The organism is Rhodoferax sp. U2-2l, from assembly GCF_020594515.1.
In the GTDB taxonomy this organism is placed as follows: domain Bacteria; phylum Pseudomonadota; class Gammaproteobacteria; order Burkholderiales; family Burkholderiaceae_C; genus Rhodoferax.
The window spans coordinates 21,258-36,602 of the sequence record NZ_JAJCTH010000023.1 but is presented as its reverse complement, the minus strand read 5'-3'; the positions used below and the strand labels follow the sequence as shown (position 1 = coordinate 36,602).

The 15,345-nt window shown below is 63.9% G+C and carries 13 protein-coding genes; 11 read left to right on the top strand and 2 right to left on the bottom strand.

The features are described 5' to 3' along the window. The first annotated feature begins 18 nt into the window (after positions 1-18). From moaA to glp, 3 genes are all read left to right on the top strand, one after another. Complete coding sequence (moaA, locus tag LHU53_RS18325) at positions 19-1,179, top strand: GTP 3',8-cyclase MoaA (RefSeq protein ID WP_227334225.1); 1,161 nt, start codon at positions 19-21, stop codon at positions 1,177-1,179. Between the two features lie 104 nt (positions 1,180-1,283). Further along, on the top strand, positions 1,284-1,919 hold the full coding sequence (gene mobA / locus LHU53_RS18320) for a molybdenum cofactor guanylyltransferase MobA (RefSeq protein WP_227334243.1): 636 nt from the start codon (positions 1,284-1,286) through the stop codon (positions 1,917-1,919). Next, positions 1,916-3,292: a gephyrin-like molybdotransferase Glp gene (gene glp / locus LHU53_RS18315; RefSeq protein ID WP_227334224.1), complete on the top strand. Its 1,377-nt coding sequence runs from the start codon at positions 1,916-1,918 to the stop codon at positions 3,290-3,292. Before mobA ends, glp begins: the two co-directional genes overlap by 4 nt. Positions 3,293-3,313: 21 nt before the next feature. On the opposite strand, the gene LHU53_RS18310 is transcribed toward glp, so the two are convergent. After that, positions 3,314-4,522 carry an NnrS family protein gene (locus tag LHU53_RS18310; protein ID WP_227334223.1) on the bottom strand — a complete coding sequence of 403 codons (1,209 nt, stop codon included), beginning with the start codon at positions 4,520-4,522 and terminating at the stop codon, positions 3,314-3,316. A 198-nt stretch (positions 4,523-4,720) separates the two neighbouring features. On the opposite strand from LHU53_RS18310, the gene LHU53_RS18305 reads away from it, so the two are divergent. From LHU53_RS18305 to LHU53_RS18270, 8 genes are all read left to right on the top strand, one after another. Beyond that, complete coding sequence (locus LHU53_RS18305) at positions 4,721-5,158, top strand: cytochrome c (protein WP_227334222.1); 438 nt, start codon at positions 4,721-4,723, stop codon at positions 5,156-5,158. Between the two features lie 37 nt (positions 5,159-5,195). Next, complete coding sequence (locus LHU53_RS18300) at positions 5,196-6,635, top strand: cbb3-type cytochrome c oxidase subunit I (protein ID WP_227334221.1); 1,440 nt, start codon at positions 5,196-5,198, stop codon at positions 6,633-6,635. 12 nt (positions 6,636-6,647) lie between these two features. Further along, entirely contained in the window at positions 6,648-7,436 is a 789-nt protein-coding gene (locus tag LHU53_RS18295) for a CbbQ/NirQ/NorQ/GpvN family protein (protein WP_227334220.1), read from the top strand. Next, entirely contained in the window at positions 7,426-8,496 is a 1,071-nt protein-coding gene (locus tag LHU53_RS18290; protein ID WP_227334219.1) for a 4Fe-4S binding protein, read from the top strand. Before LHU53_RS18295 ends, LHU53_RS18290 begins: the two co-directional genes overlap by 11 nt. Next, on the top strand, positions 8,496-10,334 hold the full coding sequence (locus LHU53_RS18285) for a nitric oxide reductase activation protein NorD (RefSeq protein ID WP_227334218.1): 1,839 nt from the start codon (positions 8,496-8,498) through the stop codon (positions 10,332-10,334). Before LHU53_RS18290 ends, LHU53_RS18285 begins: the two co-directional genes overlap by 1 nt. Positions 10,335-10,429: 95 nt before the next feature. After that, a complete protein-coding gene (locus tag LHU53_RS18280; RefSeq protein WP_227334217.1) occupies positions 10,430-11,125 on the top strand; it encodes a Crp/Fnr family transcriptional regulator in 696 nt (231 codons plus the stop codon). A 15-nt stretch (positions 11,126-11,140) separates the two neighbouring features. Then, positions 11,141-11,554: a SirB2 family protein gene (locus LHU53_RS18275; RefSeq protein ID WP_227334216.1), complete on the top strand. Its 414-nt coding sequence runs from the start codon at positions 11,141-11,143 to the stop codon at positions 11,552-11,554. Positions 11,555-11,787: 233 nt separating this feature from the next. Next, the gene (locus LHU53_RS18270; RefSeq protein WP_227334215.1) at positions 11,788-14,694 is read left to right on the top strand and encodes an adenosylcobalamin-dependent ribonucleoside-diphosphate reductase; all 2,907 of its coding nucleotides are present in this window, start codon (positions 11,788-11,790) and stop codon (positions 14,692-14,694) included. 57 nt (positions 14,695-14,751) lie between these two features. Here the strand turns inward: LHU53_RS18270 and LHU53_RS19775 are convergent, their stop codons facing one another. Further along, positions 14,752-14,886 (bottom strand): hypothetical protein, encoded by a 135-nt coding sequence (locus LHU53_RS19775; protein ID WP_255632104.1) that lies wholly within the window; start codon positions 14,884-14,886, stop codon positions 14,752-14,754. Positions 14,887-15,345 lie beyond the last annotated feature (459 nt).

Sequence of the window (15,345 nt, the reverse complement as noted above, 5' to 3'; positions counted from 1 at the left end):
ATTTCAAGTCCAACCCTCATGTCAGACCCCCAACCGCAGCGGGTGATCCCGCTGCATGACCATCGCCCCTTGGCCCTGGCGCTGCCAAAGTCCGCCTTCCAGGCAGACCAGCGCCTCACCGCCCAGGGCCTGCTGGCCGACTTGCGTGGCCGGGCCCTGCATGACCTGCGCATCAGCGTGACCGACCGCTGCAATTTCCGCTGCAACTACTGCATGCCCAAGGAGATTTTTGACGGCAACTACGCCTACCTGCCGCATTCGGCGCTGCTGTCGTTTGAGGAAATCACCCGCCTGACACGTCAGTTCGTCGCCCACGGGGTGCAAAAAATCCGCCTGACCGGTGGCGAGCCGCTGCTGCGCAAACATCTAGAACGCTTGGTCGCGCAGCTTGCCACCCTGCGCACGCCCGAGGGCCAGCCCCTGGACCTGACGCTGACCACCAACGGCGCACTGCTGGCACGCAAGGCCCAGGCCTTGAAAGACGCCGGTCTGCAGCGGGTCACCGTCAGCCTGGATGCGCTGGACGACGCGGTGTTTCGCAGCATGAACGACGTCGACTTTCCGGTGGCCGATGTGCTGGCGGGCATTGACGCCGCCCGTGCCGCCGGGCTGGGCCCGATCAAGATCAACATGGTGGTCAAGCGCGGTACCAACGAGCAGCAGATTTTGCCGATGGCCAGGCATTTCCGCGGCAGCGGCATGGTGCTGCGCTTTATTGAATACATGGACGTGGGCGCCACCAACGGCTGGCGCATGAACCAGGTGCTGCCCTCGGCCGAGGTGATCCGGCTGCTCCAGACCGAGTTGCCGCTGGTGCCACTGGCGCCGAGTCAGCCCGGCGAAACCGCCCAGCGCTGGGGCTACGCCGGTGCCGACGGGCGTTTTGACCCGGCCTTGGGCGAGGTGGGCGTGATCAGCAGCGTGACCCAGGCTTTTTGCGGCAGCTGCAACCGCGCCCGGCTGTCGACTGAGGGCCAACTCTATTTGTGCCTATTTGCCGACAAGGGTTACGACCTGCGCAGCCTGCTGCGCGGTGACGCGTCTGACGCCGACCTGAGCAATACCATCGGCCACATCTGGCAGGGTCGCCGCGACAACTATTCCGAGCAGCGCCAGGCGCTGGGGCCAGACACCGGCCCGCCGGTCAAACGCATCGAGATGAGTTACATCGGAGGCTGACCATGGCCCCCACGCTTGTCGCTACGCGTACGGCGCTGCCCCCCGAGGGGGTGCGTTTCGCCTTGGGGCGGCCCGGCGGCGAAACCTTTGGCTGAGCAAACATGATGATCAACCCACACAACATCACCGGCCTGGTCCTGGCAGGCGGGCGCGGCTCGCGCATGGGCGGGGTGGACAAGGGGCTGCAGGCCTTCCGGGGCACGCCGCTGGCGAAACACGCGCTGGACCGGCTGCGCGCTGGCGGCGGTGTCGGGCCGCTGGCCATCAACGCCAACCGGCATCTGGCTGATTTTGAAACCTTGGGTGTGCCGGTCTGGCCCGATGCCGACGCCAGTTTTGCCGGGCCGCTGGCGGGCTTTTTGGCCGGGCTGACGCATTGCCAGACGCCCTACCTGCTGACTGTGCCGTGTGACGCGCCGTTGTTCCCGCTGGATCTGGCGCAGCGCCTGGCTGCCGCGCTACAGCACGACAGCGCCGACCTGGCGCTGGCCATGGCGCCCGAGCCGGACGCGCAAGGTCAAATGCGCCTGCGCCCACAGCCCGTGTTTTGCCTGATGCGCACCAACCTGCTGACGAGCCTGAGCCATTTTCTGGGCCAAGGCGGCCACAAAGTGCAGGACTGGTGTGCCGGGCACAGCGTTGCGCGGGTCAGTTTTGATCTGCCTACCGACGCCCGCCAAGCCTTCTTCAACGCCAACACCCTGACCGAGCTGCACCAACTGGAGAACCAAGCCGCATGAAAACCCTGGATCAGATTGCCGCCGAGCTGGCTGGCTACGACCCGCAGGCGCTCAGCGCCGACACCGTCAACGCTTTTCTGGCCAAACTGGTCGAACCGGTGACCGAGGTGCAGCAGGTGGGCGTGTTCCAGGCGCTGGGCCGGGTGCTGGCGGCTGACCTCATCTCGCCCATCAGCGTGCCGCCGCACGACAACTCGGCCATGGATGGCTATGCTTTTGATGGCAGCCAACTGACACCGGATCAAGCCTTGCACCTGAACGTGGTGGGGACCGCGCTGGCGGGAAAAGCCTGGACGGGCACGGTGGGCCGCGGTGAATGCCTCAAGATCATGACCGGCGCGGTGATGCCGCCCGGCCTGGACACGGTGGTGCCGCAGGAGTTTGTGACGCTGGCACTAGGAGGCGCAGGCCAGACGGGCAACGACCCGGCCACCCCCGCCACCATCACCATGCCAGCGGGTGTGGTGCGCCCCGGCGACAACCGCCGCCTGCTGGGGGAAGACCTGATGCAAGGCCAGCCAGCGCTGCAAAAAGGCGAGTTGCTCTCCCCCGCGGCGCTGGGGCTGGTGGCCAGTTTGGGGTTGCAAACGGTGCCGGTGCTGCGGCGCGTCAAGGTGGCCTACTTTTCTACCGGCAACGAGATCCTGAGCCTGGGCGAACCACCGCGCGACGGTGCCGTGTACGACAGCAACCGCTACACCGTGTTTGGCCTGCTGACCCGGCTGGGCTGCGAGGTGATCGACCTGGGCGTGGTGCGGGACGAGCCCGCTGCGCTGCAAGCGGCGTTTGAGCAGGCCGCGCTGCAGGCGGATGCCATCATCACCAGCGGCGGAGTCAGTGTGGGCGAGGCCGATTACACCAAGGCGATGATGAAGCAGCTCGGTGATGTGGCCTTCTGGCGCATCGCCATGCGGCCCGGCCGGCCGATGGCCGTGGGTCAGATTTCACGCGCCAAATTGACTGCCCGTCCTGACATGGCAAACACCGGCGGCACCGAGCGTGACGCGGCGTCCCGTGGCTCGGCGATCCTGTTTGGCCTGCCGGGCAACCCGGTGGCGGTGATGGTGACGTTTCTGGCGTTTGTGCGCCCCGCGCTGCGCCAGATGATGGGTTGCAACGCGGTTGCGCCGCCGCTGCTGCGGGCGCGCAGCCAGGAAGTCATCCGCAAAAAACCCGGCCGCACCGAGTACCAGCGCGGTGTGGTCAGCACCGCACCCGACGGCACATTGCAGGTCAAGACCACCGGCAACCAGGGCTCGGGCGTACTCAGTTCCATGGTGCAGGCCAACGGGCTGATTGTGCTGCCCCACGCCCAAGGCAATGTGGCCGTGGGCGATGCGGTGGAGGTGATGATGTTTGACGGCGTGATCTGAGGCACGATCCGCCACGGCGGCTCAGCCGTCTTTGCCGTCGAGCCGGGTGGCCATCAGCCAGGGGGTGAACACCCACAGGTACAGCCCAAACGCCACGCTCCAGGCGGTGGCGGCCAGCATCAAGAGCAGGCTGTAATACTGAATCAGCAGGGTCGACGCCAGCACCCGGCACACCGCCGCCAGCATCACCAGCACATACATGGCCACCTCGGGTTTGGACGCCATGATGGGCCGCCCGGTGTGGCCGCGCGCGGTACGCGTCACCATGCCAATGATCAGGCCGCCGGTAGCCCCCAGACCCAGCGCATGCACCCCGGCCGACACCGGCACCCAGCCCAGTTGCGCCAGCGCCAGCAGGCCCAGCGCCACGGCGATCCAGCCGTAGGCCAGATGCAAGATCCAGAGGATGGGCCGATTCAGCGTGACCGCCGGTCGCCAGCCCCACAGCCGCCAGGCTTGCGCCACACCCGCCGCCGCCAACACGGCCGCGTTGAAAGCGTTGGCGGGCGCCAGCACCCACAGCAGCAGGCCTGCCGCCGTCAGACCCAGCGTGACGCGTTCACGCAGCTGTGAAGCCTCCAGCTTCAAGCCGGGGTTCACCGTCATGGTGAACATGGGAACCACCCGCCCGGCGATCACGGTTTCAATCACCGTGATCAGCGCCAGCGCGGCGTAAAGCGGTTGCATCGGGTTGAGATCCATGACCCCCAAGGCCGCCAGATGAAACAAGCCGTTGGCGCTGGCCAGCAGCAGCAGGATCACGGCCAAGGGCATGTTGCGGTAGTTTTTGACGCGCCAAAGCAAGGTGCCAAAAATCAGCGCCACCACCGGCAGCAGCGCCATGTCCAGCACCGCATACAGCAGCGGCACATCCGCCAGCGAGGCCAGCCGCGCTGCCAGCCACAGCAAGACCAGCGCGCCCAGCGATGCGCCGCGCGGCGTGTCCAGCCCGGTCCAGTTTTTGCCGGCGGTCATCAAAAAGCCCACGATCACCGCCACCGCGAAGCCATACAACATCTCATGCGCGTGCCACAGCAGCGGCGACACGGCGGTGGTGAACGATACCGACCCCAGAAAAAGTACCAACCACAGCGGCACCGTCACGGCGGCGACCAGCGCCCCGGCCAGATAAAACGGCCGGAAACCCAGCCGCAAAAAGGCCCAGCCCCGCGGCGGCGGGCCGGGCGGCTGACCAGCGATAAAGAGAGGTGGGGAAGTCGGCTTGTTCATGGCAGGGGGTGGCGTCTTGCGCCAGGTGGATCATCAGATGCGGCCCATTATGCGAAGCCGTGGGCGCGCTGTCCTTGAACCACTTCAAGAACCCGATGCCATAAAAAACCTGATTTGCGTCAATTCTTGAAGTGGTTCAAGGACGCCGCTGGACGCACCCCCTAACCTCTGGCATTCACTTTTTAGGAGCGTTCCAGCATGAGTCAACCCAAAGCCAGCGGCTTTACCAAGCAGATGGCCCGCAACATGTTCTATGGCGGGTCCGTCTTTTTCATCTTTGTATTTGCAGCACTGATCTTTGACAGTGAACGCAAGATTCCCCAACGTTCCAACGCCGAGGCCATCACCCCCCAGGTGGTGCGCGGCAAGCACCTGTGGGAAACGCGCAATTGCATTGGCTGCCACACGCTGCTGGGCGAAGGCGCTTACTTTGCACCTGAGCTGGGCAATGTCTACAAGCGCCGCGGGCCCGATTTCATCAAGGCCTGGATTGCCGCACAGCCCACCCACATTGAGGGGCGCCGCCAGATGCCGCAGTTCAACTTCACACCCGAGCAGCTGGACGACCTGACCGAATTTTTGCGCTGGACGGGTGAGATCAACACCGAAAACTGGCCACCGAACATCGAAGGCTGATGCTTGAAGCACCCCAGAACCCATTAGGAAACCATATATGCAAGCACTCACTCTCAAATACAAATCGCAAGGGGTAGCCAAGTACTACTTTATTGCGGCGCTGGTGCTGTTCACCGCGCAAATCATTTTCGGCATCACCCTCGGGCTGCAGTACGTCATTGGCGACCTGGCTTTTCCGTACATCCCGTTCAACCAGGCGCGCATGGTGCACACCAACCTGCTGATCGTCTGGTTGTTGTTTGGCTTCATGGGCGCGGCCTATTACCTGGTGCCCGAAGAGTCCGAGACCGAGCTGTACAGCCCGCTGCTGGCGATGGTGCTGTTCTGGGTGTTTCTGGCCGCGGGTGCCCTGACGATTGTGGGTTACCTGGCCGTGCCGTACGCCCGGCTGGCTGAACTGACCGGCAACGAGCTGCTCAAAACCATGGGGCGCGAGTTTCTGGAGCAGCCCTTACCCACCAAAGTGGGCATTGTGGTGGTCTGCCTGGCCTTTTTGTTCAACATCACCATGACCGTGCTCAAGGGCCGCAAAACCAGCATCTCGCTGGTGCTGCTGATGGGCTTGTGGGGCCTGGCGCTGATGTTCCTGTTCAGTTTTGTCAACCCCGACAACCTGGTGCGTGACAAGATGTACTGGTGGTTTGTGGTGCACCTGTGGGTGGAAGGCACCTGGGAGCTGATTCTGGGCGCGCTGCTGGCCTTTGTGCTGATCAAGACCACTGGCGTGGACCGCGAGGTGATCGACAAATGGCTGTACGTGATCATTGCCATGGCGCTGATCACCGGCATTCTGGGCACCGGCCACCACTTCTTCTTCATTGGCATGCCCGGCTACTGGCTGTGGGTGGGCAGCATCTTCTCGGCCATGGAACCGATTCCCTTCTTCATGATGACGGTGTTTGCCTTCAACATGGTGCAACGTCGCCGCCGTGAGCATGCCAACCAGGCCGCCGTGTTGTGGGCGGTGGGCTGCTCGGTGGTGGGCTTTTTGGGTGCCGGCCTGTGGGGCTTCATGCACACCTTGAGCGCCATCAACTACTACACCCACGGCAGCCAGATCACGGCGGCCCACGGCCACCTGGCGTTTTACGGCGCCTATGTACTGGTGGTGATTGCCATGATCAGCTACGCCATGCCCACGCTGCGTGGTCGGGTGGCCAACAGCCGCCGCGCCCAGGCGTTTGAGATGTGGTCGTTCTGGATCATGACCATCGGCATGGCGCTGATGGTGCTGGCGCTCACTGGCGCGGGCATCCTGCAGGTGTGGTTGCAACGCATGCCCACCGATGGCACGGCCATGCCGTTCATGGCCACGCAAGACCAGTTGCGCTTCTTCTACTGGCTGCGCGTCGCCGGGGGCGTTGGCTTCCTGATGGGTTTGTTGACCTACCTGTACAGCTTCTTTGCAGCACCGGGCACCGACGAGCGTGAAGCCTGGGACACGGCCGGCCTGGCGCCCCGCCGCGCTGCAGCATAAGGCTGACAGAGCGTGACTGACGTTCCGTTCTACGCCGAACAGGGCAGCGAGTGCGCCCTGTTCGAACACGCCTGGCGCCAGCAGCTGCCGCTGCTGATCAAAGGCCCCACCGGGTGTGGCAAAACCCGCTTTGTGGAGCACATGGCCGCACGGCTTAACCGCCCGCTGGTCACCGTGTCCTGCCATGACGACTTGAGCGCCGCCGATCTGGTGGGCCGCTTTTTGATCGGCAACGGCAGCACCCAGTGGTCCGACGGGCCGCTGGCACGCGCGGTGCGCCTGGGCGCCATTTGTTACCTGGACGAGGTGGTGGAGGCCCGCAAGGACACCACCGTGGTGCTGCACCCGCTGGCCGACGACCGGCGCATTTTGCCGATTGAGCGCACCGGTGAGCAACTGCAAGCCCCGCCCGAGTTCATGCTGGTGATTTCCTACAACCCGGGCTACCAGAACCTGCTCAAGGGCCTGAAGCCCAGCACGCGCCAGCGCTTCATTGCGTTGAGCATGGGCTACCCCAAGCCCGAGGTGGAGCTGGCCATTGTCCAGTCAGAAACCGGTCTGCCCAGCGCGCAGGCGCAGCAGCTGGTGCAACTGGCCCGGGCGCTGCGCAGCCTGACCGATCAGGACCTGGAAGAAACCGCCAGCACCCGGCTGCTGGTGTCGGCCGGGCGGCTGGTGGCCAGCGGTTTGTCGATGCGCCAAGCCTGCCACGCGGCCATTGTGAATGCGCTGACCGATGACGAATCCACCGCGCAAGCGCTCGATGACGTCATGCGGGCGCTGTTTGGTGATGCCCCCTGATTCGCCCTGCCCCAGCGCAGCGCTGGCCAAGCCCGTTGCACCAGAGCGGTCGCGGCTGGCTCGGCAAGACTGGCGGCGCCTCACGCAAGCGGGTTTTTTCCTGCTGTTTTTGCTCGCGCCTGCCCTGAACCTGCTGCGTTTTGACCTGTATGAAGCCCAGCTCTGGTTTCTGGGCATGCGCTGGTCGTTGGGCATCGACGCGCTGGCCCGTGGCGAGATCGACGCCACCACCGCCGCGCTACAAATTTTATGGCGGGCCTTTTTTCCCGGACTGGCGCTGGTGGGCGGTTTTATCTTCATTGCTTACAAATACGGGCGGCTGTACTGCGGCTGGTTGTGCCCGCATTTTTCGATGGTGGAAATGCTCAACGGCCTGCTGCAACGCGCGTGCGGCAAGCTCAGCCTGTGGGACAAAAGCCCCACACCACGTCTTGGCCAGTTGCCCAACACCCGCTGGTGGCCGCTGTTTGGCCTGAGCTGTGGGCTGGTGGGTTTTGTCTGGGCAATCACCTTGCTGACCTACCTGCTGCCGCCCGCCGTGATCTGGGGCAACCTGGTGCAAGGCAGCCTGACGCCCAACCAATTGCGCTTTCTGGGTGTGGCCACGCTGCTGATCAGCCTGGAACTGGCCTTTGCCCGCCATCTGTTTTGCCGTTTTGGCTGCGCCGTGGGTTATTTCCAGAGCCTGGCCTGGATGGCCAACCCCAAGGGCATGGTGGTCGCCTTTGAGCGCGAACGCGCCAAAGAATGCAAAACCTGTGGCACACAGCCCCTAGACCCCGTGCCGGGGTCGTCCCCCGAGGGGAGTGCCCGGCTTGGGGCGGCCCGGCGCGCGGCCCCCGTCGGCTCCGCCTGCGACAACGTCTGCCCGATGCGGCTGAACCCGCGCAACATCAAACGCATGATGTTCTCGTGTGTGCAATGCGGCCAGTGTCTGGATGCCTGCGAGACCTCTCAAGGCAACCAAGGCCGCAGCCCCACGCTGGAATGGCGCGTGGGCGCCGATGCGCTGCGCGAAACCCTGCGCCAACGTGCGCAAACCTTCAAAGAAGACCGCTGATGGAAGAAATGGTGGGGCAATGGTGGCACCAGGCCATCACACGCTTGGCCCGGGTTGATCACCCCGAGGCGGCTGTGTGTTTAAGCGACATGCAAAAGTCGATTGGTTTCCTGTTTCGCAGCGCGGGCGGTGCCCCCACGTTGCGTTTTGCCCACGCCACGTCGCAGCGGGTGGGTGGCCAGCGGCACTGGCTGCAGCGGCTCTCGGGCAGCGGCACCCGGGCGGCGCTGGCCCAACTCGAGCCCGATGTGCTGGCCCTGCCCGCACAACTGGCGGTGTTCGAGACAGCCGCCTTGAACCGCGACCTGTACCTGTGGCTGGCGCTGCAATCCGCATTTTTTGAGAATACGCAAGACTGGCTGGGTGACAACCTGCGGGCCACCCAGAAAGCGCTGGGCGCTTTCCCGGGCTTTCAAGCACGTTATGACTTTTTACTGCAAGCCCACCTGGCGCGCCGCCCCGATGTGACGCGCTTGCGCGGTGCAGCCCATCAGGGCGAACGCGCTGTCCAGGCCCATTTGCGCGGGCAGCCACTGCCCAAGCACGTCGCACCGGTCAAACCGCAAGACGTGGCCCCCGTCTGGCTGTGGCTCAGCGCCTTTGGCGCGGCGTCGGGTTTATCCAAACCGCAGACCGACCCAACCGCCGAACCCCGGCCCGGCAGCAACGCGCCCAACCGCGACACGCAGCGCCGACGCACCCGCCAAGCCAAGGAAGAAGATGCCCGCCAGGCGCTGGTGCTGCCATTTCACAGCGGCGGCCTGATGACCTGGAGCGAACACGTCAGCGTCAACCGCGGCACCGATGACGAAGACGATGGCAATACCAACACCGCCGCCAACGACATGGAAGCCCTCACCGTCGCCCCCGACGGCCAGACCCTGGCCAGCCGCGTGAAGTTTGACCTGGACCTGCCCAGTTCCAGCGCGGACGACGTGCCGCTGGGGCCGGGCCTGCTGCAGCCCGAATGGGATTACCGCAAAGGCGCCTTGCTGCCCGAACACTGTGTGGTGCAGGTGATGCAAGCGCGCCAAGCACCGCCTTTTGTGCCCAGCCCGGCACTCCAACTCACTGCGCGGCGCATCCGGCACAAGCTCGAAACCCTGCGCGACGCGCCACGGCCCCAACACGGCCAGGACAGCGGTGACGACCTGGACCTGGACGCCTGGGTGCGGTTCAGCGCCGACATGCAGGGCGCGAGCGGACTGCACACCGATTCACCGCCGATCTACACCCGCCGCGCTCTCAGCGAGCGCAGCCTGGCCACCTTGCTGATGGCCGATTTGTCGCTGTCCACCGACGCCTACGCCACGCCCACCGAGCGGGTGATTGACGTGATCCGCGACGCGCTGTACGTGTTTGGCGAAGCCTTAAGCGCGGTGGACGACCCGTTTGCGGTCTGGGGTTTCAGCTCGGTGCGGCGCAACCATGTGCGCCTGCAGCACCTCAAAGCCTTCCACGAACCGTGGAACGACGCCAGCCGGGCCCGTGTCGGGGCGATTCGCCCGGGTTACTACACCCGCATGGGCGCGGCCGTGCGTCACGCCACGCGGCAGCTGGCCGGCCGCAGCGAACACCGCCGCTTGCTGATGCTGCTGACCGATGGCAAACCCAACGACCTGGATGTGTATGAGGGCCGGTACGGCCTGGAAGACACGCGCCAGGCCATCCTGGAGGCGCAGGCGCGGGGCTTGTCGACCTTTTGCGTGACCATCGACGAAAAAGCCGAAAACTACTTGCCGATGCTGTTTGGCCAGCAGGGTTACGCGCTGGTGCGGCGACCGCAGGACCTGGTGAAACAATTGACGCAAGCATGGGCAAACCTGTCGCGCCGGTAATTTCCAGCGTTCGGTGTTATGGTTCGCGCCCTTTCTCTTACCCCTCACACCGCCCCCCTGCGCAGCAGCCTCGGGGTGAACCGTGTATCCAGCTCATGTCAGACACTTTTGATATCCAACGTTACCTGGCCGTCATGCCCTTGTTCAGCGACCTCTCCAACGACGAGCGCGCGCGTTTGGCACAAGGTTGCCAACTCAAGCGCTTTGCCCGCGGTGAGATGGTGTTTCGCAACGGCGACCCGTGCGATGCCTTTTTTGTCGTCATCGTGGGTCAGGTCAAACTGTTCATGGTGGCGCCGAGCGGCCAGGAAAAAGTGCTTGAAATCGTCGGGCCCGGCCAGAGTTTCGCCGAAGCCATGGTGTTCCTGGAGAAGCCCTCCTTTCTGAGCGTGCAAGCGCTGGGCGACAGCCTGCTGCTGCGCGTGAGCAAAGACGCCGTTTTCAAGGAGGTGGCGCAAGACCCGCGGTTTTCGCTGCACATGCTGGCGGGCATCTCGCGGCGCCTGCACGGGCTGGTGCAAGACGTGGAGAGTTACGCCCTGCAAAGCGGCATGCAGCGGATGATCGGTTTTTTGCTACGGGATATAGAGCATGATCTTCATACGCCATCGGGTGTGGTCACCGTGTCTTTGCCTGTGAGCAAGGCCACCATTGCGTCCCGCTTGTCGCTCACACCCGAGTATTTTTCGCGGGTGCTGCGTGAGCTGGAAGAGCAAGGGCTGATCGAAATCGACCGGCGCGAAATCCGGATCCTGGATGTCCACAAGCTCGCGGGCTACGGCTCGCAGTAATCGGCGGCATGTAACGTGACCAACCCGCTCGAATACGCCCCCTGGCTCTACCGCGCCACCCTGACGCTGCATGTCAGCGCCGTCACGTTGAGCGTGGCGCTGTTCACCGCACGCGGTCTGGGGGTGGCCTGGCGCCAGGCCTGGCCGATGCAGGCGCGCTGGCGCTGGCTGAGTGTGGCACTCGACACGGTGTTGATGGCCGCCGGACTGACCCTGTGGGGTCTGCTGCAGTTCAACCCCACCCGCGACACCTGGCTCGGTGTCAAGCTGGTGTTGCTGCTGGTCTACATCGTGCTGGGGTCTTACGGGCTCAAGCGCGCCAAAACGCATCGGGCACGCTTGCTGTTTTTTGTTGCGGCGCTGGCCACCGCGCTCACCATCATCTCGATTGCGCTGGCGCACCATCCGCTGGGCTGGCTGGCAAGCTGAGGTGATGCCGACCGGGTGACGCCTGCCCCGGTTTTGCAGACATGTCAAGCCAAGAAATGTTGCCTGTGCTTACCGTCGCTCACACATTTCACACACCATAGGTGGTAACATTTGCCTCCCCAAACACTACAGGTAGCGTTTGGAACCGATTTCGACAAGCAGATGACGTTGCTGAAAAGTCTCTGGAAGTCAATTAAACCCTATCTTCAGCGCTCACTTTTTAGGACCTATTTATGGCACTGCACACCCCGGAGCTTGCTCACACCACGCTGTCACTCCCGCCCCAACCCATCAGTGAAGAAGTGCTGATCGAAAAGTACAGCAAAGGCAGCGAATGCAGCATTGCCGACGTGAACCAACGCGTGGCGCGCGCGCTGGCCAGCGTCGAACAGCCCGACCAGCAAAAACTCTGGGAAGGCAAGTTTCTGGAGGCCTTGCAAGCCGGCTTTCTGCCCGCCGGGCGCATCCAGTCGGCCGCTGGCACCAACCTGTCGGCCACGCTGATCAACTGTTTTGTGCAGCCCGTGGGCGACTCGATTGCCCATGTGGAAGACGGCCACCCCGGCATCTACACCGCGCTGACCGAGGCCGCCGAGACCATGCGCCGTGGTGGTGGTGTGGGCTACGACTTCTCGCGCATCCGCCCGCGTGGTGCCTGGGTGGGCAGCACCCAAAGCTCCGCCAGTGGCCCGGTCAGCTACATGCGCGTGTTTGACCGCTCGTGTGAAACGGTCGAGTCGGCCGGTGCCCGCCGTGGTGCCCAGATGGGTGTGTTGCGCTGCGACCACCCGGACATCGAGGAATTCATCCACGCCAAGGACAAGGGCGACCTGAAGAACTTCAACATCTCGGTGGGCGTGACTGACGAGTTCATGAACGCGGTGCAGGCTGATGCTGACTTCGCCCTGGTGCACCGCGCCGAACCCGGCGTGCCGCAAAAAGAAGAAGGCGCTTTTCAAAACAAGGACACCGGCATCTGGACCTACCGCAAGCTCAAGGCCCGCGCCCTGTGGGACCAGATCATGCGCTCCACCTACGACCACGCCGAGCCGGGCGTGTTGTTTCTGGACCAGATCAACCGCGACAACAACCTGTCGTATTGCGAAACCATCGCCAGCACCAACCCGTGTGCCGAACAACCGCTGCCACCTTATGGCTGCTGCTGCCTGGGTTCGATTGACCTGACCCGTTTTGTGCGCAAACCCTTCAGCGCCAAGGCCAGCTTTGACGAAGCCGGTTTTGCCGCCGTGGCCCGGGTGGCGGTGCGTATGCTTGACAACGTGCTGGAAGCCACCGTCTGGCCCCTGCCCCAGCAACAGCAAGAAGCCGCCAGCAAGCGCCGGGTCGGCCTGGGTTTCACCGGTCTGGGCGACGCGCTGGTGATGATGAACCTGCGTTACGACACCCAGCAGGCACGCGACATGGCGCAACGTATCTCGATCCTGATGCGCGACACCGCTTATGACGCCTCCGCCGAGCTGGCACAAGAGCGTGGCGCCTTCCCGCTGTTCAACGCTGACCTGTTTTTGAGCGGCCAGACCTTTGCCTCGCGCCTGCCCGCCAGCCTGAAAGACCGCATCCGCAAAACCGGCCTGCGCAACTCGCACCTGCTGTCGATTGCGCCCACCGGCACCATCAGCCTGGCTTTTGCCGACAACGCCAGCAACGGCATCGAGCCCGCCTTCAGCTGGACCTACACCCGCAAAAAACGCATGCCCGACGGCAGCTTCAAGGAATACGCGGTGGAAGACCACGCCTGGCGCCTGTTCCGCCACCTCAAGGGTGAAAACGCCCCCCTGACGCCCGCGTTTGTGACCGCGCTGGAAATGAGCGCCCAGGCGCATGAAGAAATGGTGGCGGCGGTGGCCCCCTACATCGACACCGCGATTTCCAAAACCGTCAACGTGCCGGCCGACTACCCTTATGAAGACTTCCAGGACCTGTACACAGCCGCCTGGAAATCCGGCCTCAAAGGCCTGGCCACCTACCGGCCTAACAGCGTGCTGGGCTCGGTGCTGAGCGTCACGCCCAGCGCCCCCACCGTGGCCAAACCGTTGCAGATTGACAGTGCCAACCACCGCCTGGCGCTGGACCGCCTGCCCGCACCGGTGCTGTCCAGCCTGCGCTGGCCCGGTCGTCCGCAGTTGCCGGGAGGCAACTCGGCCTGGACCTTCATGGTGCACCACCCGTTTGGCGACTTTGCCTTGTTCATCGGCGAACTCTCGCCCGAAGAAGGCGGCGCACCCCAGCCGTTTGAAGTCTGGGTCAATGGCTCGGACCAGCCCCGCGGTCTGGGCGCCATGGCCAAAACCCTGTCGATGGACTTGCGTGCCAACGACCCGGCCTGGCTGCAACTCAAACTCGACGCCCTGGCCACGGTAAGCGAAGAACACGCCTTTGACATGCCCTTCCCGCCGCACGGCGAAAAGCGCAAATTCCCCGGCGTGGTGGCCGCCACAGCGGCGGTGATCCGCTGGCGCTGTGAGCAGGTGGCCGCCAGCGCCAAACTGCGCGCACCCGAGTCCAAACCCGCCTACACCCCGGTGATTGACGCCATGTTCAGCCGTGGTGAACCGCAAACTGGCACCTCGGGCACGCTGGCCTGGTCGGTGGACGTGGACAACCCAGCCACCAGCGAATCCTTCACGGTCACCTTGAAAGAGGTGAACCTGCCCAGCCATGACGGTGGTGTGGTGACCCGCCCCTGTGCCGTGGGCTTCAGCGGCAACTACCCCAAAGCCATGGACGGCCTGGCGCGCCTGCTCTCCTTGGACATGCGGGTGATTGACCCGGCCTGGATTGGCATGAAGCTGCGCAAGTTGTTGAACTACGCGGAACCTCTGGGTCATTTCATGGCCTTTGTGCCGGGCCTGCCCAACAACGAGCGCCGCCAGCAAGTGTGGCCGTCCACCGTGGCCTACATCGCCCGCCTGATCATTCACCGCTATGCGATGCTGGGTATCCTGAACGAAGAAGGCTTCCCACTGCGTGACATGGGTGTGCTCGACACGCCCGAAGCCAAGGAAGCCAGCCGCACCATGGCGGGCAAAGCCTGCCCCGAGTGCGGCAACCCCACCGTGATCCACAAGGACGGCTGCGATTTCTGCACCGCCTGCGGCTACGTGGGTCAATGCGGTTGAGTTTGCGGGTCGGCGGTTAACAGTGGCCAGTGAAGCCAAGCCTACCCAGGCTGCGCTTCACCCGCCTTGGCGACTGAATTGACGCACAAGGACCTCGTACAACGCAGCGGGGGTCACGGGTTTGGTCACGTCGTCGTTCATGCCAGCGTCCAGGCAGCGCATCCGGTCCTCGGCAAAGGCATTGGCCGTCATGGCCATGATCGGGACAGCACCCGCGTCGCCACCCGCTTGGCGAATCCGGCGGGTGGACTCACATACGAGTCGGCCCGGGCAAACAGCGTACTCACCTGCCCGGCCAGCAGCAGGGCCTGATTCTGGGGGGTGACGGCGGCCTCGACCTGGCTGCGACGGGCCTCAGATCAGCGCGTGAAACCGGTCAAACCAGGATCAGGGCCGACACCAGTGCCGCCGTCATGGCATATGGCACCCACGCGGGCAAAAACTTCCTGGGTTGTTCACCGCTCAACAATCGCATGCCGAACTCCTATCGGATCCAGGTCCGCCAGACGGAGGGGCTGACCTGTTTTGACGCATAGCGACCTGCTGTTAGTGTGTTTCTGAATCACGCTTTTATGAACGAATTGTTAAACCTGCGTAAGACCAAATTCTTTAACTTTAGAATGCGCGCTCTGGTCTTTGGCAACAGCCCGC

What these genes read in the sequence shown, in the direction of transcription:
- moaA (WP_227334225.1), top strand. Translation starts at nt 19, where the DNA reads ATGTCAGACCCCCAACCGCAGCGGGTGATCCCGCTGCATGACCATCGC.
- mobA (WP_227334243.1), top strand. Translation starts at nt 1,284, where the DNA reads ATGATCAACCCACACAACATCACCGGCCTGGTCCTGGCAGGCGGGCGC.
- glp (WP_227334224.1), top strand. Translation starts at nt 1,916, where the DNA reads ATGAAAACCCTGGATCAGATTGCCGCCGAGCTGGCTGGCTACGACCCG.
- LHU53_RS18310 (WP_227334223.1), bottom strand. Translation starts at nt 4,522, where the DNA reads ATGAACAAGCCGACTTCCCCACCTCTCTTTATCGCTGGTCAGCCGCCC.
- LHU53_RS18305 (WP_227334222.1), top strand. Translation starts at nt 4,721, where the DNA reads ATGAGTCAACCCAAAGCCAGCGGCTTTACCAAGCAGATGGCCCGCAAC.
- LHU53_RS18300 (WP_227334221.1), top strand. Translation starts at nt 5,196, where the DNA reads ATGCAAGCACTCACTCTCAAATACAAATCGCAAGGGGTAGCCAAGTAC.
- LHU53_RS18290 (WP_227334219.1), top strand. Translation starts at nt 7,426, where the DNA reads ATGCCCCCTGATTCGCCCTGCCCCAGCGCAGCGCTGGCCAAGCCCGTT.
- LHU53_RS18285 (WP_227334218.1), top strand. Translation starts at nt 8,496, where the DNA reads ATGGAAGAAATGGTGGGGCAATGGTGGCACCAGGCCATCACACGCTTG.
- LHU53_RS18280 (WP_227334217.1), top strand. Translation starts at nt 10,430, where the DNA reads ATGTCAGACACTTTTGATATCCAACGTTACCTGGCCGTCATGCCCTTG.
- LHU53_RS18270 (WP_227334215.1), top strand. Translation starts at nt 11,788, where the DNA reads ATGGCACTGCACACCCCGGAGCTTGCTCACACCACGCTGTCACTCCCG.
- LHU53_RS19775 (WP_255632104.1), bottom strand. Translation starts at nt 14,886, where the DNA reads ATGACGGCCAATGCCTTTGCCGAGGACCGGATGCGCTGCCTGGACGCT.